Consider the following 22,124-nt stretch of genomic DNA (forward strand, 5'->3'; position numbering starts at 1 on the left):
AGCAATACATTAGAATTTTTATAATTTTCAATTGGCTATGACTGGGAAGATTTGTCCGATCCGGGCTGGTGTTTTCAGGCGGGCCAGCGCGCGAACCCTGCGAAAGATATCCGCGCAACCGTTCCCTTTTCAGGGGCGCTCTCGATTTCGAATTCGGCACTCATTTCGCTGACCAAACGACGGACGAGCGGAAGTCCGATTCCGCTGCCGCTGAGCCAAGGCTGTCTTGTTCCGCCCTGCTCTGGACTGCTTGTCGTGACCGCGCTGCCGCCGCTTATTCCGCATCCGGTATCGCGAACCGCCAGAAATACGCGACCGTCGGCGAGATAACCCGTTTCGACGTCAACGTCGCCTCCGGGCGGCGTGAACTTAATGGAGTTGGTCAGAAGGTTGAGAAGGATCTGGCGCAACGACGTCGGATTGGCGATGACGTGCGGCCGGCTTTTTTCTGCCTTGAGCGTCAGAGTGAGATTCCGCGACTGTGCGAGGGCTTGTACGCTGGAGACAGTACGCTCCACGACTGCATTGAGGTCGAGTGCGATCAGGCGCGGCAGTGTGGCTCCGGACTTGACGCTTTCTGAGAGAAGCGACGCAATGACGTCGAGCGCGTGTGTCGCGTTTTCGTGAATGTCGGCGGCATAATTCAAATAGCGCGGGTTGCCCATCACGCCCAACCGTTCGTCGCGCATGATCTCGGCTGCGGCTGCAATCGCCGTCAGCGGCGTTTTAAGTTCATGCGCGAGCTTTGCGAGATGATCGGGATCGAGAATGGACGTTGGCGCCAGCCGGAGATCGGGGGTTGCCGCCGGAGCCGCAGTCTGGAGACGCGCTCCGCCGATCCGCGGTCGATCTTCTTGTGCGTCGACAAGGGCTGCTTCGGAGCAGGTCTCGTCGATGACATGCAGGACAAAAACTCCCGACCGGTCGTTTGCCTGCTGACTGACGGTGCATTGAAGCGCCTTCAGCCGGCCGTTGCTCCAGAACGTCAACCTTTCGATGGATTTGCCATTGGCGGTCCCAAGGGTCGCGATCTCGCGCAAGCGAGCGAGCGCCGGGGTTGATGCATCGAGAGCGATCGGAAATGCCGCATAGGCGAATAGACCCATAGCGCGCGAGCCAGCGGTATTGGCAGCCACGATTTCGGCGCGTTCGGGATCGACAACGATGACGCCGGGATCGTTTCCGAGGTCGAGCGCCGGACCGCTGTCATGCGTGTGCTGGAGCGCGGGCGTAAGTGCAGCCGTCATCGCGGAATTCATCAAATCCCAAGAGCTACTCAGGCACTCCTGTCGAATGCATCTACGCGATTTGCCGACCGGCATTATATGGAAATCGCTTATTTTCCACCGTTGTCCCATGGGTGCGGATTGTTTTGCACGGCTTGCAGCGTCGGGGGCTCGATCCCGACCAGTGTTGGCAGCGCAAGACGGCAATCAAAGTGCAACTTTGCCTCACACGATACTCAAACCAAATGCGGTATCCGCATTTCAGACGCTTTCGGCGAAATCGGGAATTTTACTAACTGACGCGGCTGCTTTTTCGCATTGAGAGTAGTAGTAGGGCGGGCTTTGCCGCGACGAGCGTCCGGCACGCTGGTTTTGGAGCTAAAGTTGCGGACGGCGCGTCAAAAGCGTTGCGAAGACAAAGTCGGCGTCAATCGCGGAGTCTTGGGACGCATCGACTGGTCTGTCGTCGGAGCGATCGTCGCGCTAGCGGCATTCTCGTATGCGGTGACCGTTCTCTACAAGAATCTCGAAAACATCTCGTGGGACCAAGTTCGTCAGACCATCGTCACGTTTCCTGCGTCGCGACTCGCTCTCGCAGGACTTGCAACCGCCATCTCGTATCTTGCTCTGGTCGGATATGACGTCATCGCGCTACGGCTGGTCGGCGCCGATCGCGTTCCGCTTCGAACCACCGCCATCACCTCGTTCATCAGTCATGCCGTGACGTTCACGCTCGGCTTCGGCGTTCTGACCGGTGGTGCGGTCCGGATGCGTCTTTATCGCCCGTGGCGGGTGTCGACCGACCAAGTTCTGGCTGTCGTGCTGCTTTGCGCGTTGAGCTTCTGGGCGGGGCTTGCGGCTATCGCTGGCATCTGTCTGACACTCAATCCGGAGCTCGTCGCCGCTCTGGTCGGTCTCGATGCGGTGACCTGCCGAATTCTGGGCCTCGTCATTCTGGCAGCGCTGGCGCTGTGGCTAGTCATCGCTGCTCGCAAGCGGACGGCGATCGCAATCCGGGACTGGCAGTTGCCACTGCCGGGAGCGGGAACTTCGCTTGCGGCGATTTTGGTGGGCATGGCGGACGTCGCCGCTGCTGCCGCCGCGCTATGGGTGCTGCTACCGAACGATCTCGCCGTCACGTTGCCGGGATTCCTGGTCGTCTTTTCACTCGCGACCGTAGTTGGCGTGATCAGCCATGTCCCCGGCGGATTCGGTGTGTTCGACGCAATCGTTCTGCTCGGTACCGCCAAGGGCGCGCCGTCGCCCGAACTCGTCAGCTCGCTCTTACTTTTCCGGCTCGTTTATTATTTCGTGCCGGTTTCCATCGCGGCGATGATGCTCGTCGTCTATGAAGTGCGAGCGAGGTCGCGGGTTGCGCACGAAGACAGCAACCCGACCGCGGCGCTGTTCGATCCGATCATTCCACCGCTTGCGGCGATAGCAACCTTTTTTGGCGGGTTGGTGCTCCTCATCTCGGGAACGCTGCCGGCGGAGCGCATGTCCGTCGTGCGCAATTTCATCCCGCTGCCGTTCGTCGAAGCCTCGCATTTCATCGCCAGTCTTGTTGGGACCATCCTTCTCGTCGTTGCGAACGGTCTTGCACATCGCCTTCGGTCGGCTTGGCAGCTGGCGCTTCTGTTGCTCGGCGGGGGAGTTGTCTTTTCGGTGACGAAGGGGCTCGACTTCGGCGAAGCGCTCATCTGTCTCGCCGCGGCCGGGTTGCTCTTCGTCGGCAGAAAGGAATTCTATCGCCAGGGCGGCGTGTTCTCGGGCCGTCCGTCGGCATCTGCGTTATTAGCCGTCGCCGTTGCCGTCGGCGCTTCGGCATTCATCGGTCTCGCGATCTACCGAGGCGTTCCCTACGACAACTCTCTGTGGTGGGAGTTCGCGTATCATCAGGATGCGTCGCGGTTTTTGCGCGCAACCCTCGGCGCAGCGACGATCGCCATCGTCATCGCCGCCTATCAGCTCATGCATAGGGTTACGCCGAAACGGCACAGCATTTCGCCGAGCCAGGTTCTCGAGGTCGAGGCGATCGTCCGTGCCTCGAAGCAGATCACGTCGGAGCTTGCCCTTATCGGCGACAAGCAGTTCCTGTTTTCCCAAAGCGGCGACGGCTTCGTAATGTACGGCGTGCGTGGCTCGACATGGGTTGCTATGGGCGATCCGATTGCGGTCAGAAGCGCCGATCTCATCGATCTCGTATGGCGGTTCAAGGAGAACGCCGACGAGCACAGGGGCGTGCCGGTGTTCTATCAGGTCGCAGCCGACCACCTGCCGGTTTATCTCGACGCTGGGTTCTCGCTGATCAAGCTCGGGGAAGATGCGTGGGTTGATCTCGAAGCGTTTACGCTTGATGGCAAAGTTGGCCGGAGACTTAGACAAACGAAGTCGCGGGTCGAGCGAAGCGGTGTCTCGTTTGAAGTCATCAAGGCGGCCGACGTTTCGAACTTCTTTTGGGCCTTGAAGCGTGTTTCGGATGCCTGGCTTGCGGTGCACGGTCGGCGCGAGAAGGGCTTTTCGCTCGGCTTCTGGAACGAAGATTATCTGCGTCGGCACGATATTGCGGTCGTTCGGCACGAAGGACGAATCGTTGCCTTTGCGAACATCTTGAGGAAACCCGCCGCAGCGACGGCGTCGCTCGATCTGATGCGGCACGTGCCGGACGCACCGGAAAGCGTCATGGACTATCTGGTCGTGATGCTGCTCGAACAGGCCAAGACAGAGGGCTACAAATGGTTCAATCTCGGAATGGCTCCGTTGTCCGGTCTGCCTGAGCATCGGCTTGCGTCACGCTGGGCGAGATTCGCCGGGCTGTTCTTCCGCTACGGCGACCGGCTCTACAACTTCGAGGGTGTGCGCATCTTCAAGAGCAAGTTCAAACCCGAGTGGCGGCCGAAGTATCTCGCCTACGAGCAAAGCCTGCGCTTGCCACAAACTCTGCTCGACATCGCTGGGCTCATCAGCTCAAGCCCGCAACGCGTCATGGCGGGACGTCAACAGCATGAGGCTTAGGGTGGGACTGGGCGACTTCGTTGGCAGGGCAACGCTCGCCGCGAGCGCGGTTGTGCTTGCGGGGGTTCTGGCGGCCAGCGCCGCGGCGGCCGCGACGATGACCATGACGCAGCCGCGGTTTGGTACCGTCGAGCTTGTTATGCCCAAAGCGGAGGCGTCTGCGTTCGTGATCTTGTTGAGCGACCCGAATGGTCCGGCATCTGCCAACCGGGAGATTGCAGGCGGACTCGCCGACCGGGGCGCCGCCGTTGCCGTCATCGGTGAAGCTGCCGTCCGGTCCATCCTCCAATCGCCCGACAGCGGCAAGCATTGCATCGACCTGTTCGGCGATCTCGAAGGTCTGGCACGCACGGCGGAGCGGCAGACCGGCATGCAGAGCTGGCAACAGCCTGTGCTGCTTGGCATCGGCGATGCAGGCGCCATCGCCTACCTCGGCTTGGCGCAGACACCGTCGAATACGTTTGCGGGGGCGGTGAGCTTCGGATTTTCGCCGACGCTGGCATCGGCGCAGCCCTTTTGCGACGTAACGTCGACTGCCGGGCCGAAGCCTGGAACATTCACGTATGCGCCCGCGAAACTGGCGGGACGGTGGATCATCGTCACCACAAATCCCGACGATCAGAGCTCGCAGCCGTTCGTCGACGCCAATCCGGGGTCGAAGGCGATGGCCGGGTCGCCGCAGGACAAGTCTTCGCGAGACGTTGCGATCAACGCCGTCTTCGAGGTTGCCGCGACAACGACTGCGGCGCTCAGCGATTTGCCGCTCGAAGAGTTGCCGGCGACACAGCCCAAAATTCTGGTGATTTTTTTCTCTGGTGATGGCGGCTGGCGCGACATCGACAAGCGGCTCGGCGAAATGCTGTCGAAGGACGGCGTTGCGGTGATCGGCGTCGATGCGCTGCGCTATTTCTGGAGCAAGAAAGAGCCTCAGACGATTGCGGCCGATATCGGGCGTATCATCCGTCATTACGGGCCTGCATGGGGTGTGAAATCCTTCGCGCTCGCGGGGTATTCGTTCGGCGCGGGCATCATTCCGCTCACTTGGCCAAAACTCGATCCCGCGACGCAAAGCGAGATCAAGCTGATCGCAATGCTCGGACTGGAGCCCGTCGCGCGCCTGCAGATGTCAGTGGCAGGTTGGCTCGGGTTGAATTCATCCGCGGACATTCCGCTCGGGCCTTACTTGGCGCAATTGCCAAAGGACCGTGTGATGTGCGTCTATAGCGTCGAGGAGCAGAAGGACAACGATACCGGATGCACGCTGCCTGAACTTGACGGTGCGACGCGTGTGGCTCGCACCGGCGGGCATCATTTCGGGGGCGACTACCAGGAGATCGCGCAGATCATTCTCGATCGGCTGCGTGCCGTGAGCGCCGAGCGGTGAGCAAAAGATAACTTTAGGTGAATGGTACCGCCTCCCAGAGTTGAACCGGGGACCTCTAGATCCACAATCTAGCGCTCTAACCAGCTGAGCTAAGGCGGCACAGGCTTTGTTCACAAAGCAATAAATCGAGGCCGATGCCTGCCAGCCGTTTGGAAAGGTCCGGCGAACCTCGATTTCAGGGTTCAGCTATCACCACAGCTCTCCCCGAGGGTCAAGGGCCGAATGGCGCTGTCAGGCGGTTCGCGACGGACCACCGCGGCCGCCGAACAGGAAGGCCAATACAAGCCCCGCGACGAAGCCGCCGACGTGCGCCATATAAGCGATGCCGCCCGTGCCCGCAGTCTCGTCGGTCTGGGCGATCGAGCCGAAGCCGCTGAAAAGCTGCAGCACGATCCAAAATCCGATCACGGCGAGGGCGGGGAGCGAGACAATCTGGCGGATGACGAGCACGTCGACGCGCGCGTGCGGGAACATCAAAATGTAAGCACCAAGCACGCCGGCTATGGCGCCGGAGGCTCCGACGTTCGGGACGCTCGAGCCGCTGTTGAAGTAATATTGCGCAAACGTCGCCGCGAGGCCGCACACGAGGTAGAACGCGAGGAAGGGGAGGCGGCCGAGTCGATCCTCGACGTTGTCTCCGAAGATGTAGAGATAAAGCATGTTGCCGAAGAGGTGCATCCAGCCGCCGTGCATGAACATCGCCGTGAAGAGCGTCGGCATGTTGGCGGCGGGATCGTCGCTGAAGCGGCTCGGAATGAACGACCAGTCCTGGATGAATTGGTCGCCGCCGTTGAGTTCGGTAAGAAAGACAAGAACGTTGATGGCGATCAGGCCGTAGGTGACGATTGGCACATTTCGGACTGCGCTATCGTCGTCGCCGATCGGAAACATTTGCGCCCCTCGTTTGACCTAGGCTGCCGGCGGTTTTTTAACAGACATCAGATAATTCACGTCCGTGTCGGGATTGCGAGTCCAGACGTCCCGCATCGGAGCATAGGTGATGCCTTCAAAGTGCGGTGCGGCGAGACCGGCGGCTTCAGCGTAGCGCGCCAGTTCTTCGGGGGTCACGAAACGGTCCCATTGATGGGTGCCGCGCGGCAGCCATCCCAAGACATACTCGGCGCCGACGATGGCCAATGCCCACGCCTTGAAGGTGCGGTTCAACGTCGAAAAGACGGCAAGGCCGCCGGGTCGAACGAGGGACGCGCACTCGGCGATGAATTTTTTCGGGTCGGGAACGTGCTCGACGACTTCAAGACAGGCGACTATGTCGAACGTCCGTCCTTCCGCGGCGAGGTCTTCGACGCGTACCGAGCGATAGTCGACCGAGAGGCCCTGTGCCTCGGCATGACTTTTCGCGATTGCGATATTGCGCTCGGAGGGATCGATTGCCGTTACCGTGGCGCCCATCCGGGTCAGGGGCTCGGACACGAGGCCGCCGCCGCAGCCGATGTCGAGTGCCGTCAGACCTGACAGCGGTTTCAGGGTTTTGGTATCGCGGCCGAAATGCGCAACGGCCTGGTCGCGAATAAACGACAGCCGGGGTGGTCCAATTTGGTGCAGAGGCCGGAATTTTCCGTTCGGATCCCACCATTCGGAAGCAAGGCGAGAAAAGCGCTGCACTTCCTTGGGGTCGAGGGTCGTGCTTTCGGGTGTCGGATCGTCGGGCTGGCGTTTGGCGGCGGTCATTGCGGGCTCCGGTTTGAGGCTAGTCGCCAGCGGGTCGGGGGACTTGTCAAGCGCGGCACGATCCCGCTCATCTTTTCGTTGACTTTTCGGCAGTTGCCCGAGACCTCGCGAGCCGCTAAGAAGCCGAGGCTCAATCCAGACATTAAGGCTCAACAGGTCCTTTCTGGGCCGCCCTGAGCCTGCAGCAGGTGCAGGAAACCCGTTCAGGATGGCGACGGTTGTGATGAAATTCGGCGGCACTTCGGTCGCCACCATCGAGCGCATCCAGAACGTGGCGCGACACGTCAAGCGCGAGGTCGACGCCGGCAACAAGGTGGCCGTGGTCGTCTCGGCAATGTCGGGCGTGACGAACCAGCTTGTGGCTTGGGTCAAGGAGGTGTCTCCGCTTTACGATGCGCGCGAATATGACGCCGTCGTTGCGACCGGCGAGCAGGTGACGGCCGGACTTCTGGCGCTGGCGCTGCAGGCGATGGGCCTCAAGGCGCGTTCCTGGACTGGATGGCAGGTGCCAATCAAAACGGACTCGGCGCACGGTGCAGCGCGTATCATCGATATTCCCGGCAGCGATCTGAAAAAGCGGATCGATGCCGGAGAGGTGGCGGTGATCACCGGTTTCCAGGGCATCGAACCGAAGGCCGACCGCGTTTCGACGCTTGGCCGCGGCGGCTCGGATACGAGTGCGGTTGCGATTGCGGTCGCGCTCGAAGCCGACGTCTGCGATATCTATACCGACGTGGATGGCGTCTACACGACCGATCCGAGGATCGTGCCGAAGGCGCGGCGCTTGGCCAAAGTCTCTTATGAAGAGATGCTGGAGATGGCATCGCTGGGCTCGAAGGTGCTGCAGACCCGGTCGGTCGAGCTGGCCATGGTCTACAAGGTGAAAACACGTGTTCTGTCGAGCTTCATCGCGCCCGATGCGATGAAGCCCTTCAGATCCGACAATATCGAGAACATCGGAACTATCGTTTGCGACGAGGATGAGATCGTGGAACAGCAAGTCGTGAGCGGCATCGCCTACGCCAAGGACGAGGCCAAGGTAACGCTTCTGAAGGTCGACGATAAGCCGGGTGTCGCGGCGCGCATTTTCGGGCCGCTGTCGGATGCGAGCATCAACGTCGATATGATCGTTCAGAACGTAACGCCGGACGGCAAGCACACCGACATGACGTTCACCGTTCAGGCTGCAGAGTTGCCGCGCGCCCTCGACGTTTTGAAAAAGGCCAAGGTCGACATCGGCCATTTCGATGTCAAAAGCTCGGCGGACGTCGTGAAAATCTCCGTCATCGGCGTCGGCATGCGCAGCCATGCCGGTGTTGCAGCGCAGATGTTCAAAACTCTTTCGGAAAAAGGCATCAACATACACGCCATCTCAACGTCAGAGATTAAAATCAGTGTATTGATCGATGCTGCGTATGCCGAGCTTGCCGTTCGCACCTTGCACACGGTTTACGGTCTCGATAGCGACTAGACGCGGATTCGTTCCGGCCGCGCCTTTCTTACCTACTGATGGACCGTCCAGACGGGCGGGACGACTAGCATGATCGTGCGGCCCAACGACCCCAGACCCCTACCGAGCGAAACCTCGCTCCGCGTCATCATGCGCGGATTGCGCGAGATCATGTCGGAAGGGGGCGAGGGCCAGGACAAGCTCGATCGCATCGTTCGCCAGATCGCCGGCGTCATGATCGCCGATGTGTGCTCAATCTATCTCAAGCGCCAGGACGGTTCGCTGGAACTGTTTGCGACCGAGGGCCTCAACCCATCAGCCGTCCATAAAACGCGGATGAAGCGCGGGGAAGGCCTGGTCGGGCGATGCTCGGAGCTGGGCGTGACGGTCAACGAGCCGGAGGCTTCGAGCCATCCGGCGTTCTCCTACCGTCCGGAGACAAGCGAAGAAATCTATCATTCTTTGCTGGCTGTGCCGATCTCGCGCTCGGGTCAGGTGCTCGGCGTGCTCGTCATCCAAAACCGGACGCCAAAAGAATATTCGGACGAAGACGTCGAGGTTCTGCAGGCGACCGCGATGGTGGTCGCCGAGAATCTCGTTTCGGGCGCCGTGGCGGGAACGGGTGCCGCGCTCGAAGGCTCGCTATCGCAGCCGATGGTGATCGAGGGCGAGCCGCTCTCGGAAGGCATCGCGCTCGGGCATGTGGTGCTGCACGAGCCGCGCATCGTCGTTACCCACCTTTTGTCCGACAATCCGGTCGCGGAAATCGAACGGCTCGAGCTGGCGCTTGCGAAGCTCCAGGCGAACATCGACGAAATGTTCGAGCACGAGCATCTATCCGCGATTGGAGAGCACCGCGACGTGCTCGAAGCCTATCGCATGTTCGCGCACGACAAGGGCTGGCATCGGCGCCTGCGGGAAGCGGTCGAGGGTGGATTGACAGCGGAAGCCGCAGTCGAGCGCGTGCAAAATGCCATGCGTACCCGCATGCTGAAGCAGCACGACACTTATTGGCGCGAGCGCCAGCGCGATCTCGATGATCTTTCCGACCGGCTACTCAGGGTGCTTGCCGGCCGGCTCAAAAGCTCGGAAGACGGCAGCTTGCCGCCGGAAGTAATCCTCATTGCACGCACGATGGGGCCGGCGGAGCTTCTCGATTACGATCGCAGCCGGCTTCGAGGGCTAGTTGTCGAGGATGGTTCGAGCCAGAGTCACGTCGCGGTCGTGGCGAAGGCGCTGGGGATCGCGGCGGTCGGTCAGGCGGCTGGAATCGTCGACCGCGTCGCGGCTGGCGACGCAGCGATCATCGATGCGGTGACAGGCGAAGTTCATCTTCGCCCGACGAACGAGGTGATCGCTGCCTATTCCGATAAAGTGCGCTTCCGGGCGCGCAAGCAGAAGCGCTATCAGTCGCTGCGCGGCCGTCCGGCTGTCACCAAAGACGGAATTCGCATCGCCCTGCTAATGAATGCCGGGCTTCTCGTAGACATGTCACATCTGATCGAATCTGGCGCCGATGGGGTCGGGCTCTACCGTACCGAATTGCAATTCATGCTGTCGGACGCCTTTCCGAGGCTCGATCGCCAGACGCAGCTCTACCGATCGGTGATCGAGGAAGCGGAAGGCAAGCCGGTCGTTTTCCGGTCGCTCGATATCGGCGGCGATAAGGTGCTTCCCTATCTCCGGCAGCCGAAAGAAGAAAACCCGGCCATGGGCTGGCGCGCCATTCGCATGGCGCTCGACAGGCCGGAGCTTTTCCGCCTGCAAATCCGCGCTCTTCTGAAGGCTGCGGCCGGCCGCGAGCTTCGGGTGATGATCCCGATGGTTTCCGCACCCTATGAGCTCGGCGCCATCCGGGCATTGATCGAACGCGAAAAGGCGTTCCTGACGAAGCACGGCCATCAGCTGCCGAGCAGCATGCTGGTCGGGGCGATGTTCGAAGTTCCGGCACTGCTGTTCGATCTCGACGCGTTCCTGACGCGTGTCGATTTTGTCTCGATCGGCTCGAATGATCTGATGCAATTCATGTTTGCAGCGGATCGCACCAACGCACGCGTTGCAAGCCGCTTCGATGTCCTGACCGCAGCGCCTCTCAGAGCGCTCCGCATGCTGATCAAGGCAGCCAAGAAGCATAAGGTGCCGCTGACGCTCTGCGGTGAAATGGCAGGCAGTCCGCTCGAAGCCATGACTCTTATCGCGCTCGGACTCAGGTCGTTGTCGATGGCGCCCGCTTCGATTGGCCCAATCAAGACGATGATCCTTTCGCTCGATGCGGAAAAAGCGACGACTTACGTCGAAGAACTTCTCAAAGAAGATGCCAAAGACCTGCGCATGTCCTTGCAGCAGTTTGCCGAAAAGGAGGGCGTCGCGATCGACGGCTGACGCGCACTAAAAGCCTTTGACAAAAAGACTTTTTTAACCAAGATACGGATGAGGGTTGAGGGACCGGTGCGTAGTACCGGATTGTGTATGCGTCGAGGCGTTGGGCGGAACGTTTCGGTCGGCGGCCGTGTGCGGGTGGAGCGCACGGCGCGCGATCGCAGTGAGTTCTCAAATCAAGTACAAGTCTCGCATGACCGGGAGCTGATTGCCCGGTTCTTCATGGATTTGCGTCGCGCGTTGCGGTTGACGCTTCCGCAGGCCGCGTATTATCTGCAGGTCCACACAAGCGTCATCGAAGCGCTCGAGACCGGGCAAGTCGAATACCTGCCGCCGTGGCCGCAGACGACCCAAATCGTCATGGGCTATGCGTCGATGGCCGGAGTTGACGGCCGGCCGGTTCTGAATGCCATCGGCAATCTCATCATTATGCTTCAGCCTGCGCCGGACGAGCCGAAGGAGAAGTCCGCGGGCTATACATCGCAGGCGGGGGGCCATTTTCTCCGCGCTGGATCGGCCATTGCAAGCGGCGCCCGGCGGTTGCCGAAGGACGCCATACACCAGATCCGGCAAAGGCCGCAGCGCGCGCTTTATGCCCTGTCGCTGCCGCTGTTCATCCTGTTGTTCTTCCACGTATCGGTTTTTGAGGCCGTCGCGCAGCCTTTCAGCACGGCCGTCAATCGCGTGAGTGTGTATTTTCAAGAGCATTTTGCGCCGGTCCAGGACGGTTTGCGCTGGATCGACGTGCGCGATCCCCGGTCGCGCCGGACCGACAAATTGCAGATTGCAGGCGGTTCGTATTAGATGCGCGCCTGAGCGCCGCGGTCGTATGGCTGCGGCCCAATCGGACCGTATCCATCGGACATCATGACTTCATTGCCGCGCGATAAACTCGACCGTCTTTTCGAGCGCTGGATGGCTATCCAGGATGAGCTCAATCATGGCGTGTCACAGGCCCAGTACGTCAAGCTGACGAAGGAGTTCGCGGAGCTGTCCCCGGCCGCTGCGCAAATCGAAGCGCTGCGCAAAGCCGAAGCCGAAAGCGCAGACCTGGAGCAATTGATCCGAGATCCCTCGGCCGACAAGGACATGGTCGATCTCGCTTATGCCGAGCGGGCGACACTTGCCTCGCGCATCGGCGAACTGGAGCAGCAACTACGGATCGCGCTTCTGCCCAAAGATGCGGCGGATGAGAAAAGCGCGATCCTTGAAGTGCGGGCGGGTACGGGCGGCGACGAAGCGGCGCTGTTCGCGGCCGATCTCTTCCGCATGTATTCGCGCTACGCCGATCTCAAAGGCTGGAAGGTCGAAGTTATCTCGGCGTCTGAAAACGATCTCGGGGGCTACAAGGAGATCATCGCGTCGATTACGGGCGAGGGCGTGTTCGCGCGATTGAAATTTGAGTCGGGCGTGCATCGCGTGCAGCGGGTTCCCGCGACGGAAGCCAGCGGGCGCATTCACACGTCCGCCGCGACGGTGGCGGTGCTACCCGAGGCAGAGGACGTCGAGATCGACATCAAGCCCGAGGATATTCGCATCGATACGATGCGCGCAGGCGGCGCAGGCGGCCAGCACGTCAACAAGACGGAAAGCGCGGTGCGTATCACGCACCTGCCGACGGGGATCGTCGTCGTTTCCGCGGAAAAATCGCAACATCAGAACCGCCGTTTGGCAATGAACGTCCTGAAAGCCCGCGTCTACGAGCTTGAGCGCGAAAAGGCCGCAAGCGAGCGCTCGGATGCCCGCAAATCTCAGGTCGGCTCGGGTGATCGCTCGCAGCGGATTAGGACGTACAACTTCCCGCAGGGGCGGGTGACCGATCATCGGATCAATCTGACGCTCTACAATCTCGATGAGGTCATGGCCGGAAACGGGCTCGACACGCTGGTTGACGCGCTCATCACCGATCATCAGGCGACGATGCTGGCCGAACTCAACGCCGCGTAAAGGGTCGACCATCGTGGCGGCACAACAGCAAGGTTTCGAACGCGATCAGACGGTCGGTGCGGCGTTGGCGGAGATGACGCGGGCATTCGCCGCTCAAGGGATTGAGTCGGCGCCGCGCGACGCGCGCATTTTATTACAGGGCTTGCTCGGCGTCGACGGCACAGCGCTGCTGACCAGACCGGAACAGCGTCTTGGCGATGCGGCAGCGCGCATAGGCGATGCTGTGCGCCGGCGGCTGGCGCGCGAGCCCGTTTCCCGCATCCTTGGTGTTCGCGAATTCTACGGACGCGAATTCCTCGTCACACCCGATGTGCTCGATCCGCGGCCAGATACGGAAACCGTCGTCGACCTCGCGCTTGAGATCGTTCGCTCGAACGGGCTTCAATCTGAAACGATCCATATCGCGGACATCGGAACAGGCTCCGGCATCTTGATCGCGACGTTGCTTGCGGAATTACCCAATGCACGTGGTGTTGCGACGGACATCAGCGCGGCGGCACTCGCTGTTGCGCAACGGAATGCAGACCGGCTTGGCGTCGCGGGCCGTGCAAGCTTCGTTGCGACACACCGTCTCGATGGGTGCGCGGGGCCTTTTGATCTGGTCGTCTCCAATCCACCTTATATTGTGACGGGCGAGATTTCAGGATTGGAACCGGAGGTTCGCGATTACGATCCACAACTTGCGCTTGACGGCGGTGTGGACGGCTTGGGCGTGTACCGCGAGATCGCCGGAATTGCGCGAAATCCGTTGCGGCCAATGCGCCTCGTAATGGAGGTTGGCGCAACGCAAGCCTCTGATGTAACAGATATTTTCAGCGCTTACGGATGGCAGCCGCTGGATCAGAAAAAAGACCTCGGAGGCCACGTGCGCGCTGTGGCTGTGGAGATACATCCTTAACGCCATCAATCATTTCTATTTGCGGAATTACGTTTCCGGAGTAAGATCGCAGCTGACGAGTTTGATCGGATGTGCCTGGAACAGGCGACCCCGCGATGCGGTGCAAGAAGCCGGCCGTCCCATCTCAGATCATCAGCGCAAATTTCGCGGATGTTTCCGTCCGCTGAATGGCGAGTGTCGAGTTGCTTTTTCTCGATACCGCGAGTGCTGCAGAAACGCTCCTTGCAGATGCTTTGGACGTGAGTTGCAGTCCGTCGTGGCGAGGACATCGTAATTTGCCCGGTCGCGGGCGTGAGAGCCAAGGGGCTACAGCCTGTGTGGGGCACAGGCGACTTTAGGACCGTCTTTTGAACTGGAATTGGATCGAAGGATCCATGACGCGGCCCATCGTCGATGGCACGCGTGGATGTTAAATATCAACAATTGTGAACGGGAGCCCATGAGGCAAGGACAACAGAACCGCCGCGGCCGCGGTCGAAACAATAACAATAACCGCAAATCACAAAATCCCTTGATGCGTAGCTTCGAGAGCTCGGGTCCGGATGTGAAAATCCGCGGCACTCCTTCTCACATCGCGGAGAAGTACGTCTCCCTGGCTCGCGATGCGCTTTCGTCCGGCGACCCGGTCCTCGCTGAAAACTATCTTCAGCACGCCGAGCACTATAACCGCATCATCCTGAGCTACCGCGAGCAGATGGCGCAGCAGGGCGGCATGGACCCGCTCGGCAACGGCGCCGCCCGCACGCATACGCTTGCCGGTTCCGAGGGAAGCGACGGCGACGAGTTCGGTGAGGATGAGGGCGACGAGTTCGGCGTCCAGGCGCAGCAGCAACAGCCGACGGGAGAATCGTCGCAGCCGCCGCCTTATGCCCAGCAACCGCGCAATTTCGATCATCAGAACCGCTACGATAACCGCCAGCCGCGAAACGACCGCGATCAGCGCTACAACAATAATCGGCATGATCGAGGCGATCGCCAGGATTTCCGAGGCGACCGAAACGATCGGCATGACCGTAACGGATCAGGCGGCGAGAACCGCTATCGCGACGATCGCCGGCAGTTCGGCAATGGTGGCGATAACCGTTCCGAAGGTGGTTTCCGCCGCCGGGACCGCTACCAGGACTCCAGCGGTGCGGACCGGGAATTCAACAACGGCGGTTTCCGTCAGGATGCCGGTCAGACACCGCAGCCTCAGTCGCAGCCGGCACCAGCGGCGCCGGAGCGTGCAGCGCCCCCGCCTCCGCCACAGGCCGTGGCGCCTGAGCAGGAGCAGCCAGCCTTCCTGAGACGCCCGGTTCGTCGCCCGCGTCGCGAGGAACCGACTGAGGCAGTGGCAGCACCACCGGCCGCGAACCCGAGCGAAGACCAGGAATAAGCAGAGAGCTTCGGCAGGCGCGTGCGACTTCGTTTCGCGGCCTATCGCAGCGGTCACGCATGACGATGTATCTCGGCACAGACGTTCTGGCGCGCTCCGCGGCAGGCATTGCTTTGAAACGAGTCGCGGACCCTGGCGTTCGCCGGGACGACTAGCTTCCGGCTTTTCGCATTTATGTTCGGTAGCGCCGGCCAACGGGGTTAACGTCGCGCTTTCTATTTGTTCTGGCGCCGAACCTTTAACGAGGTTTGGCTAGAGGGTCTTGGCGGCCGCCCCGTGCGGCGTCCGACATGCCGCGGATAATCTTCGGCTTTTGCCGCCTTAGCCTCTTTTTCGCACAGTGCCCGATTCCTATATCGCTAACGTACAAGTTCGGAGGGGGATGCCTGCATTTGGGGTCTTTGGCCGCGCTTGAGGTCGGAATAAAACTCAATGGTATGTCTTTCGCGCCTGATGGGCGGAGGGCGTGCGCTGGAGGTCAGTCATGAATTTCGAACGCTACACGGATCGCGCGAAAGGCTTCATCCAATCGGCCCAGGCCCTGGCGCTGCGTGAAAATCACCAACAGGTTACCCCAGATCATCTTCTGAAAGTTTTGCTCGACGATCCGGAAGGGCTCGCAAGCGGCCTTATCCAGCGCGCCGGCGGCGACTCGCGGGCTGCGCTTCGGAACGTCGAAGCTGCGCTCGCCAAGAAGCCCAAAGTCACGGGTGGTTCGGGAGGCGTTTACGTGTCGCCCGAGTCGGCGCGCCTTTTCGATTCAGTCGAGAAGCTGGCGGACAAGGCCAGCGACAAGTTCGTCACCGCCGAGCGGCTTTTGCTGGCTTTGGCTCTCGATACATCGACCGACACCGGGAAGGCGCTGCGCGATGCGGGCGTGACGGCAGACAAGCTCAATGCTGCGATCAACGATCTGCGCAAGGGCCGTACCGCCGACAGTGCGAACGCCGAGCAGGCTTACGACGCGTTAAAGCGTTACGCGCGCGATCTCACCGAGGCCGCAGCGACGGGCAAGCTCGATCCGGTCATCGGGCGCGATGAAGAAATTCGCCGTACCATTCAGGTGCTATCGCGGCGCACAAAGAACAATCCTGTCCTGATCGGCGAGCCGGGCGTCGGCAAGACGGCGATCGCCGAAGGTCTGGCTCTGCGCATCATCAAGGGCGACGTGCCGGAAAGCCTCAAGCACAAGAAGCTTCTGTCGCTCGACATGGGCGCGCTAATTGCGGGCGCCAAATATCGCGGCGAGTTCGAGGAGCGCTTGAAAGCGGTTCTCTCGGAGGTCGAAGCCGAGGGTGGCAACATCATCCTTTTCATCGACGAGCTTCACACCATTGTCGGCGCCGGCAAGACCGAAGGCTCCATGGACGCGGGCAACTTGCTGAAGCCTGCATTGGCGCGTGGCGAGCTGCACTGCGTCGGCGCTACGACGCTCGACGAATATCGCAAAAACATCGAGAAGGACGCGGCGCTGGCGCGGCGTTTCCAACCGATCTTCGTCTCCGAGCCGACGGTCGAAGATACGATCTCGATCCTGCGCGGCCTCAAAGAGAAGTACGAGCTGCATCACGGCGTGCGCATCACCGACAGCGCGCTCGTTGCGGCTGCGACGCTGTCGAACCGCTACATCACCGATCGCTTCCTGCCTGACAAGGCCATCGACCTCGTTGACGAAGCGGCGTCGCGTCTCAGAATGCAGGTCGATTCCAAGCCTGAAGAGCTTGACGCCATCGATCGCGATCTCATGCAGATGATGATCGAGCGCGAAGCCTTGAAAAAGGAAACCGACGCCGCGTCGAAGGATCGGCTCGCACGCCTTGAAAAGTCCATTGCGGACCTCGAGGAAAAGTCCAAGGCGATGACGGCGCGCTGGGAGAGCGAGAAGCAGAAGCTCGGTTCGGCGCAGAAGATCAAGGAAGAACTCGACAACCTGCGCAACGCCCTCGAACAGGCGCAGCGTAAGGGTGATCTCGCGCGTGCAGGCGAACTCCGCTACGGCAAAATTCCGGAGCTGGAAAAGAAGCTCGCATCGATTGAATCGCAGGAAGGCAAAGGCGCGATGGTCGAAGAGGCCGTTACGCCGGACCAGATCGCGGCGGTCGTGTCGCGCTGGACGGGCGTGCCGGTCGACAAAATGCTCGAAGGCGAGCGGGATAAGCTCCTCAAGATGGAGGAAGCGCTGTCGAAGCGCGTCATCGGTCAGAAGGAAGCTGTCATCGCTGTTTCGACTGCGGTCAGGCGTGCGCGCGCCGGGCTGCAGGACCCGAACCGGCCGATCGGCTCGTTCATGTTCCTTGGGCCCACCGGCGTTGGCAAAACCGAGCTGACGAAAGCGCTCGCCGGCTATCTCTTCGACGACGACACGGCGCTCATTCGCATCGACATGTCGGAATACATGGAGAAGCATTCGGTTGCGCGTTTGATCGGCGCGCCTCCGGGTTATGTCGGCTATGAGGAAGGCGGCGCGTTGACTGAAGCGGTTCGGCGGCGGCCTTATCAGATCGTGCTCTTCGACGAGATCGAGAAGGCGCATCCGGATGTCTTCAACGTGCTGCTGCAGGTTCTGGACGACGGACGCCTGACTGACGGTCAGGGCCGCACGGTCGACTTCAAGAACACGCTGATCGTGCTGACGTCGAACATCGGCGCGGAATATCTCGTCAACCAGAAGGAAGGCGAAGATACCGAAGCGGTGCGCGAGGAGGTGATGACGGAAGTCCGGTCGAAGTTCCGGCCGGAGTTCCTGAACCGGCTTGACGACATCATCCTGTTCCACCGTCTGCAGCGGAGCGAGATGACGAAGATCGTCGATATCCAGATTTCACGCCTGCAGAAGCTGCTTGTCGATCGCAAGATCAAGCTCGAGCTCGATGAGAACGCGAAGACGTGGCTCGCAAACCGGGGCTACGACCCCGCATATGGTGCGCGGCCGCTGAAGCGAGTCATTCAGCGTCATGTTCAGGACCCGCTCGCCGAGCAGATCCTGGCAGGCGGTGTCAAGGACGGCGACACGGTGCACGTGTCCGTTCGGGACGGCGATCTGACGATCAACGGCTGGCCGGTGAAAGCCGCGGCTTGATTGTTGGCGCGGGGCTTGATGATACTTTCGAGATAAAAATTGCAGATCCCCGGCGACTGCGCTCCGCGCAGCCGGCCGCCGGGGACGGACTTGTGGCCCCGTTCTCAGGTAACGAATTAGGAGACGCGGTGCGATGAGCATCGCGTCTTCATTTTTTTGGCGGACGGCTATTGCGCCGATGGATGCACCATCAGGTTGCGACGTGGGTTTTCGGCAAGCCGATGGGGCGGTTGGGATGGAGTTAGTGGCACGCACTTGCCACACCGTGCTCACAAGAGGCCTCAAGCCACGGCGGTAGCTCGGATTACGGGTTGTGCCGCCATCGCTTCGATGCAGTATCAACCCGATCCGCCGCGGAAACGGGGCAATGTGGTCGGCGGGCACGTTCTAGAAGGGGGTATCTCGTATGGGAAAATTGCTGTCGCTTGCCGCGCTTTGCTGCGCGATGGCCCTGGCAGTTGGGGGCTTTGCTCCGCGCGCAAGCGCCGCGCAACTTCCGGCCGGACTTCTCGCGCTCAAGACCGACAAGATCGGCTCAGTCCAGGAAGTGCGTTATCGCTGCTGGTGGCGTCATGGTTATCGCCATTGCGGTTATGGGCATCATCGCGGATGGCGCCATCACCGCTGGCATCGCGGCTACTGGCGCAATCGCCATTGGCGCCATCGTCATTGGCGTCACCGCTACCACGGTCATCGCCACTACTACTATCGCTCCTACGCGCGGCCGTATCAGGGTACCTACTATCGTCGGCCGTATGCGTACTGCATCGGCTTGTGCTGGTGGTAAGTCCAGCGGCGCGATGACGTGACTTCAAAATGAAAACGCCAGGGGCTGAACCCTGGCGTTTTTATTGCGACGTCCGAATAAGGCTCGGTATGCGCGCGACAAACTTTATCTGCGATACCGATCGCGGCGGTAATGCGAACGGCGATAACAGCGTTTCGCCCCGATCTTGCAGGCGATCCTCGGGCCGGCCGTGTAGCCGATAACGCCACCGGCGACCAATCCGACCGGGCCGAAGACCACGGCGCCTGCCAAGCCGCCCAAAGCTGCGTCCGTGACGCGCTCACCTGCGTTCGCCGCCATCGGCGCTAGGACGACGCCGGCAGCAACGATCGCAACTCGTGCAAAAGCTTTCATAGACTGGGTCCCCTCTATCTTTCTAGCTGGTTCCAAGCGGACCTCCCCGGAACATCTATAGCATCTTTGGTGATTCGATTTTTAGCGCGCACATGCGGCGACAATGGCGACGCATCTCCTCCGACTTTATTGTGCTCAGTCACTCAAAAATAGATCGGGATGTCTGGCGAACTGTGTCCTCGCGGCCGCGGTCCGACGGCTGCCCGATCCCTCGCACAAAATCTTGTGCTCGTCGTTCGTTCGCGCGCTAATCTTGCAGGAGGTTGCTTTGAGGGACCCCACGTGAGCCTGCTGATCGCCGTTGGTGCGCTCGTCTTTCTTATGCTCGCGGCGTACCGCGGCTTTAGCGTCATCCTGTTTGCGCCCGTGGCTGCCATGGGCGCGGTGCTGCTCACCGATCCGCATGCCGTCGCGCCCGTCTTTACCGGCCTTTTCATGGAAAGGATGGCCGGGTTTCTGAAGCTGTATTTTCCGGTCTTTCTGCTTGGCGCAATCTTCGGCAAGCTGATCGAAATTTCCGGGTTTGCGCGCGCTATCGTCGCAAGTTCGATCGCGCTGCTCGGAGCCGAACGGGCCATGCTCGCCATCGTGCTGGTCGCAGCGCTTTTGACTTACGGCGGCGTGTCGCTGTTCGTCGTGGTGTTCGCCGTCTATCCGTTCGCCGCCGAGATTTTTCGCAGCTCGAATATTCCGAAGCGGCTCATTCCGGCGACGATCGCGCTCGGCGCATTCACGTTCACGATGGATGCGCTGCCGGGCACGCCGCAAATCCAGAACATCATCCCGACGACATTCTTCCGGACGACTGCCTGGGCAGCGCCGGTGCTCGGCACGCTCGGGTCGATTTTTATTCTGGCGCTCGGGATGGCCTATCTCGACTGGCGACGCCGCAGGGCTTTCGCCAGCGGCGAAGGTTACGGCGAACATCATCTGAATGAGCCGATCGCTGCAGCCGACTTCGACGTGAAAGGCGTGAACCCGGTGATCGCCGTTCTGCCGCTCGTGATCGTCGGTGTTGCGAGCAAGCTTCTGACACTTCTGATCCCTGCGATCTACGGCGATAAATTCGAAGTCTCCCTCACGCCGGGCGGCAAAGCCGTTGCCGCGGACGTCGGCGCGACGACTGCGATCTGGGCTGTCGAAGGTGCGCTTTTGCTCGGCATTGTGATGGTTGTCGTGTGTGCGTGGCGGGCCGTTCGCGCAAATTTTGCGGAGGGCTCGAAGGACGCCGTTGCGGGGGCGCTGCTCGCCGGAACAAACACTGCGTCTGAATATGGATTCGGTGCCGTCATCGCAGCGCTTCCGGGATTCCTCATCATTGCCGATGCGCTGAAGGCCATTCCCAATCCGCTGGTCAACGAAGCGGTGACGGTGACGACGCTTGCGGGCGTGACCGGCTCGGCGTCCGGCGGCATGAGCATCGCTCTCGGTGCGATGGCAGACCGATTCATCGCGGCGGCGAATGCGGCGGGTATTCCGCTCGAAGTCCTGCATCGCGTGGCGGCGATGGCATCGGGCGGCATGGACACGCTGCCGCATAACGGGGCGGTCATTACTCTCCTGGCGGTGACAGGGCTGACGCACGTACAATCGTACAAGGATATTTTCGCGATTACGTGCATCAAGACGCTCGCGGTCGCGTTTGTTATCGCGCTCTACTATGCGACGGGATGGGTGTGAGCGTTACTTGTTCGCGGTCATGACCGGCGCGCGGTGCATCAACTCGTCGATGCGGGCCCGCTCCTTCTCGAATTCAGCGAGATCCTTGCCTTCAAGCTTTCTTTCGTGCGGCACCTGGATCGACATTGGATCGACGAAGCGGCTGTTGACGAGCACTTCAAAATGCACGTGCGGTCCGGACGACAATCCAGTGGACCCGACGTATCCGATTATCTGGCCTTGGCGCACCTTCATGCCCGGATGGACGTCGGCGAAGCGGCTCATATGACCATAAGCCGTCTGATAGCCGTTGGCGTGCCGGATGCGGATGTAATTGCCGTAGTAGCCTTTCCGCCCGACCTCTTCGATCGTGCCGTTGCCCGCGGCGATGATCGGCGTTCCGGTGGCGCAAGCCCAGTCGACGCCCGTGTGCATCTTTCGAGAATTGAGCAGCGGGTGAAAGCGGACGCCGAAGCCAGAGGTCAGGCGCACGTCGTCGCCGCGAACCGGCTTGCGCATGAGGAACTTCTTCGAGTTGTTGCCGTCGGCGTCATAGAAATCGACCACGCCATCCGCAGAACGGAATCGATAGAACTTGTAGAGAGAGCCACCGCTGCTGATGGCTGTGTAAAGGAGCTCGCCGGGGTTTCCCTCCGTCGATTGGTCGTCCTTCATATCGAAGAACATTTCGAGCGTATCGCCCGGGCGGACGCGGCGGCGGAAGTCGGTATCGAAGGCATTGATCCGCAAGATCTGCGTGATCGTGTCTGGCGGCAGACCTTGCATCAGGCCGGCATTGTAGACGGCGGCATAAAGACTGGCGTTCTGCGGATCGCCGCCGTCGTTCTTGGCTATCTGCGATAGTTCCGCGTCGAACGGCGG

General features: G+C 60.8%; 16 protein-coding genes and 1 tRNA gene (1 of these 17 only partly in view). 11 read left to right on the top strand and 6 right to left on the bottom strand.

All coding sequences use genetic code 11. From position 1 onward, the window contains the following. Positions 1-74: 74 nt before the first annotated feature. A complete protein-coding gene (locus HYPDE_RS18145; protein ID WP_244437735.1) occupies positions 75-1,247 on the bottom strand; it encodes a sensor histidine kinase in 1,173 nt (390 codons plus the stop codon). 363 nt (positions 1,248-1,610) lie between these two features. Here HYPDE_RS18145 and mprF point away from each other — a divergent pair, with 363 nt between their 5' ends. Both mprF and HYPDE_RS18155 read left to right on the top strand, forming a co-directional pair. Next, on the top strand, positions 1,611-4,241 hold the full coding sequence (gene mprF / locus HYPDE_RS18150; RefSeq protein ID WP_051112104.1) for a bifunctional lysylphosphatidylglycerol flippase/synthetase MprF: 2,631 nt from the start codon (positions 1,611-1,613) through the stop codon (positions 4,239-4,241). Beyond that, a complete protein-coding gene (locus tag HYPDE_RS18155; RefSeq protein ID WP_144061317.1) occupies positions 4,231-5,625 on the top strand; it encodes a virulence factor family protein in 1,395 nt (464 codons plus the stop codon). The genes mprF and HYPDE_RS18155 overlap by 11 nt, the downstream gene beginning before the upstream one ends. Before the next feature lie 22 nt (positions 5,626-5,647). Here HYPDE_RS18155 and HYPDE_RS18160 read toward each other — a convergent pair. The 3 genes from HYPDE_RS18160 to ubiG all read right to left on the bottom strand — a co-directional run bounded on the left by HYPDE_RS18160 (position 5,648) and on the right by ubiG (position 7,314). After that, positions 5,648-5,724: transfer RNA gene (locus HYPDE_RS18160), tRNA-His, on the bottom strand. 132 nt (positions 5,725-5,856) lie between these two features. Further along, positions 5,857-6,516, bottom strand: a complete 660-nt coding sequence (locus tag HYPDE_RS18165) for a rhomboid family intramembrane serine protease (RefSeq protein ID WP_015600022.1) — start codon at positions 6,514-6,516, stop codon at positions 5,857-5,859. 18 nt (positions 6,517-6,534) lie between these two features. Continuing rightward, entirely contained in the window at positions 6,535-7,314 is a 780-nt protein-coding gene (ubiG, locus tag HYPDE_RS18170) for a bifunctional 2-polyprenyl-6-hydroxyphenol methylase/3-demethylubiquinol 3-O-methyltransferase UbiG (protein WP_041321505.1), read from the bottom strand. A gap of 208 nt (positions 7,315-7,522) precedes the next feature. On the opposite strand from ubiG, the gene HYPDE_RS18175 reads away from it, so the two are divergent. From HYPDE_RS18175 to HYPDE_RS18210, 8 genes are all read left to right on the top strand, one after another. Next, entirely contained in the window at positions 7,523-8,785 is a 1,263-nt protein-coding gene (locus HYPDE_RS18175; RefSeq protein ID WP_015600024.1) for an aspartate kinase, read from the top strand. A 69-nt stretch (positions 8,786-8,854) separates the two neighbouring features. Then, the gene (gene ptsP / locus HYPDE_RS18180; RefSeq protein WP_015600025.1) at positions 8,855-11,146 is read left to right on the top strand and encodes a phosphoenolpyruvate--protein phosphotransferase; all 2,292 of its coding nucleotides are present in this window, start codon (positions 8,855-8,857) and stop codon (positions 11,144-11,146) included. A gap of 87 nt (positions 11,147-11,233) precedes the next feature. Beyond that, positions 11,234-11,947, top strand: coding sequence for a helix-turn-helix domain-containing protein (locus tag HYPDE_RS18185; RefSeq protein WP_015600026.1), 714 nt, complete (start codon positions 11,234-11,236; stop codon positions 11,945-11,947). Positions 11,948-12,010: 63 nt separating this feature from the next. Then, complete coding sequence (gene prfA / locus HYPDE_RS18190) at positions 12,011-13,090, top strand: peptide chain release factor 1 (RefSeq protein ID WP_015600027.1); 1,080 nt, start codon at positions 12,011-12,013, stop codon at positions 13,088-13,090. A 13-nt stretch (positions 13,091-13,103) separates the two neighbouring features. Beyond that, entirely contained in the window at positions 13,104-13,988 is an 885-nt protein-coding gene (gene prmC, locus HYPDE_RS18195; RefSeq protein ID WP_015600028.1) for a peptide chain release factor N(5)-glutamine methyltransferase, read from the top strand. 514 nt (positions 13,989-14,502) lie between these two features. Further along, complete coding sequence (locus HYPDE_RS18200) at positions 14,503-15,363, top strand: DUF4167 domain-containing protein (RefSeq protein ID WP_244437736.1); 861 nt, start codon at positions 14,503-14,505, stop codon at positions 15,361-15,363. A 484-nt stretch (positions 15,364-15,847) separates the two neighbouring features. Beyond that, complete coding sequence (gene clpB / locus HYPDE_RS18205; protein ID WP_015600030.1) at positions 15,848-18,442, top strand: ATP-dependent chaperone ClpB; 2,595 nt, start codon at positions 15,848-15,850, stop codon at positions 18,440-18,442. Between the two features lie 406 nt (positions 18,443-18,848). Next, positions 18,849-19,229 (top strand): hypothetical protein, encoded by a 381-nt coding sequence (locus HYPDE_RS18210; protein WP_015600031.1) that lies wholly within the window; start codon positions 18,849-18,851, stop codon positions 19,227-19,229. A 105-nt stretch (positions 19,230-19,334) separates the two neighbouring features. Here the strand turns inward: HYPDE_RS18210 and HYPDE_RS18215 are convergent, their stop codons facing one another. Then, positions 19,335-19,583, bottom strand: coding sequence for a hypothetical protein (locus tag HYPDE_RS18215; protein ID WP_015600032.1), 249 nt, complete (start codon positions 19,581-19,583; stop codon positions 19,335-19,337). A 282-nt stretch (positions 19,584-19,865) separates the two neighbouring features. Between HYPDE_RS18215 and HYPDE_RS18220 the strand changes: the two genes are divergently transcribed. Beyond that, the gene (locus HYPDE_RS18220; RefSeq protein ID WP_015600033.1) at positions 19,866-21,263 is read left to right on the top strand and encodes a GntP family permease; all 1,398 of its coding nucleotides are present in this window, start codon (positions 19,866-19,868) and stop codon (positions 21,261-21,263) included. Positions 21,264-21,266: 3 nt separating this feature from the next. On the opposite strand, the gene HYPDE_RS18225 is transcribed toward HYPDE_RS18220, so the two are convergent. Continuing rightward, positions 21,267-22,124: the end of a M23 family metallopeptidase gene (locus tag HYPDE_RS18225; protein WP_144061318.1), read on the bottom strand. 1,224 nt of this gene lie beyond the right edge of the window; 858 of the gene's 2,082 nt are visible here — the last part of the coding sequence; the start codon falls outside the window, past its right edge; it ends in the stop codon at positions 21,267-21,269.

The sequence above is a fragment of the Hyphomicrobium denitrificans 1NES1 genome, from assembly GCF_000230975.2.
GTDB classification, from domain to species: Bacteria; Pseudomonadota; Alphaproteobacteria; order Rhizobiales; family Hyphomicrobiaceae; genus Hyphomicrobium_B; species Hyphomicrobium_B denitrificans_A.

Bases quoted from the DNA above. Each gene is read 5' to 3' on its own strand.
- prfA (WP_015600027.1), top strand. From the start codon at position 12,011: ATGACTTCATTGCCGCGCGATAAACTCGACCGTCTTTTCGAGCGCTGG.
- ubiG (WP_041321505.1), bottom strand. From the start codon at position 7,314: ATGACCGCCGCCAAACGCCAGCCCGACGATCCGACACCCGAAAGCACG.
- ptsP (WP_015600025.1), top strand. From the start codon at position 8,855: ATGATCGTGCGGCCCAACGACCCCAGACCCCTACCGAGCGAAACCTCG.
- HYPDE_RS18175 (WP_015600024.1), top strand. From the start codon at position 7,523: ATGGCGACGGTTGTGATGAAATTCGGCGGCACTTCGGTCGCCACCATC.
- HYPDE_RS18145 (WP_244437735.1), bottom strand. From the start codon at position 1,247: ATGACGGCTGCACTTACGCCCGCGCTCCAGCACACGCATGACAGCGGT.
- HYPDE_RS18155 (WP_144061317.1), top strand. From the start codon at position 4,231: ATGAGGCTTAGGGTGGGACTGGGCGACTTCGTTGGCAGGGCAACGCTC.
- HYPDE_RS18200 (WP_244437736.1), top strand. From the start codon at position 14,503: ATGCGTAGCTTCGAGAGCTCGGGTCCGGATGTGAAAATCCGCGGCACT.
- clpB (WP_015600030.1), top strand. From the start codon at position 15,848: ATGAATTTCGAACGCTACACGGATCGCGCGAAAGGCTTCATCCAATCG.
- HYPDE_RS18210 (WP_015600031.1), top strand. From the start codon at position 18,849: ATGGGAAAATTGCTGTCGCTTGCCGCGCTTTGCTGCGCGATGGCCCTG.
- HYPDE_RS18215 (WP_015600032.1), bottom strand. From the start codon at position 19,583: ATGAAAGCTTTTGCACGAGTTGCGATCGTTGCTGCCGGCGTCGTCCTA.
- HYPDE_RS18165 (WP_015600022.1), bottom strand. From the start codon at position 6,516: ATGTTTCCGATCGGCGACGACGATAGCGCAGTCCGAAATGTGCCAATC.
- HYPDE_RS18185 (WP_015600026.1), top strand. From the start codon at position 11,234: ATGCGTCGAGGCGTTGGGCGGAACGTTTCGGTCGGCGGCCGTGTGCGG.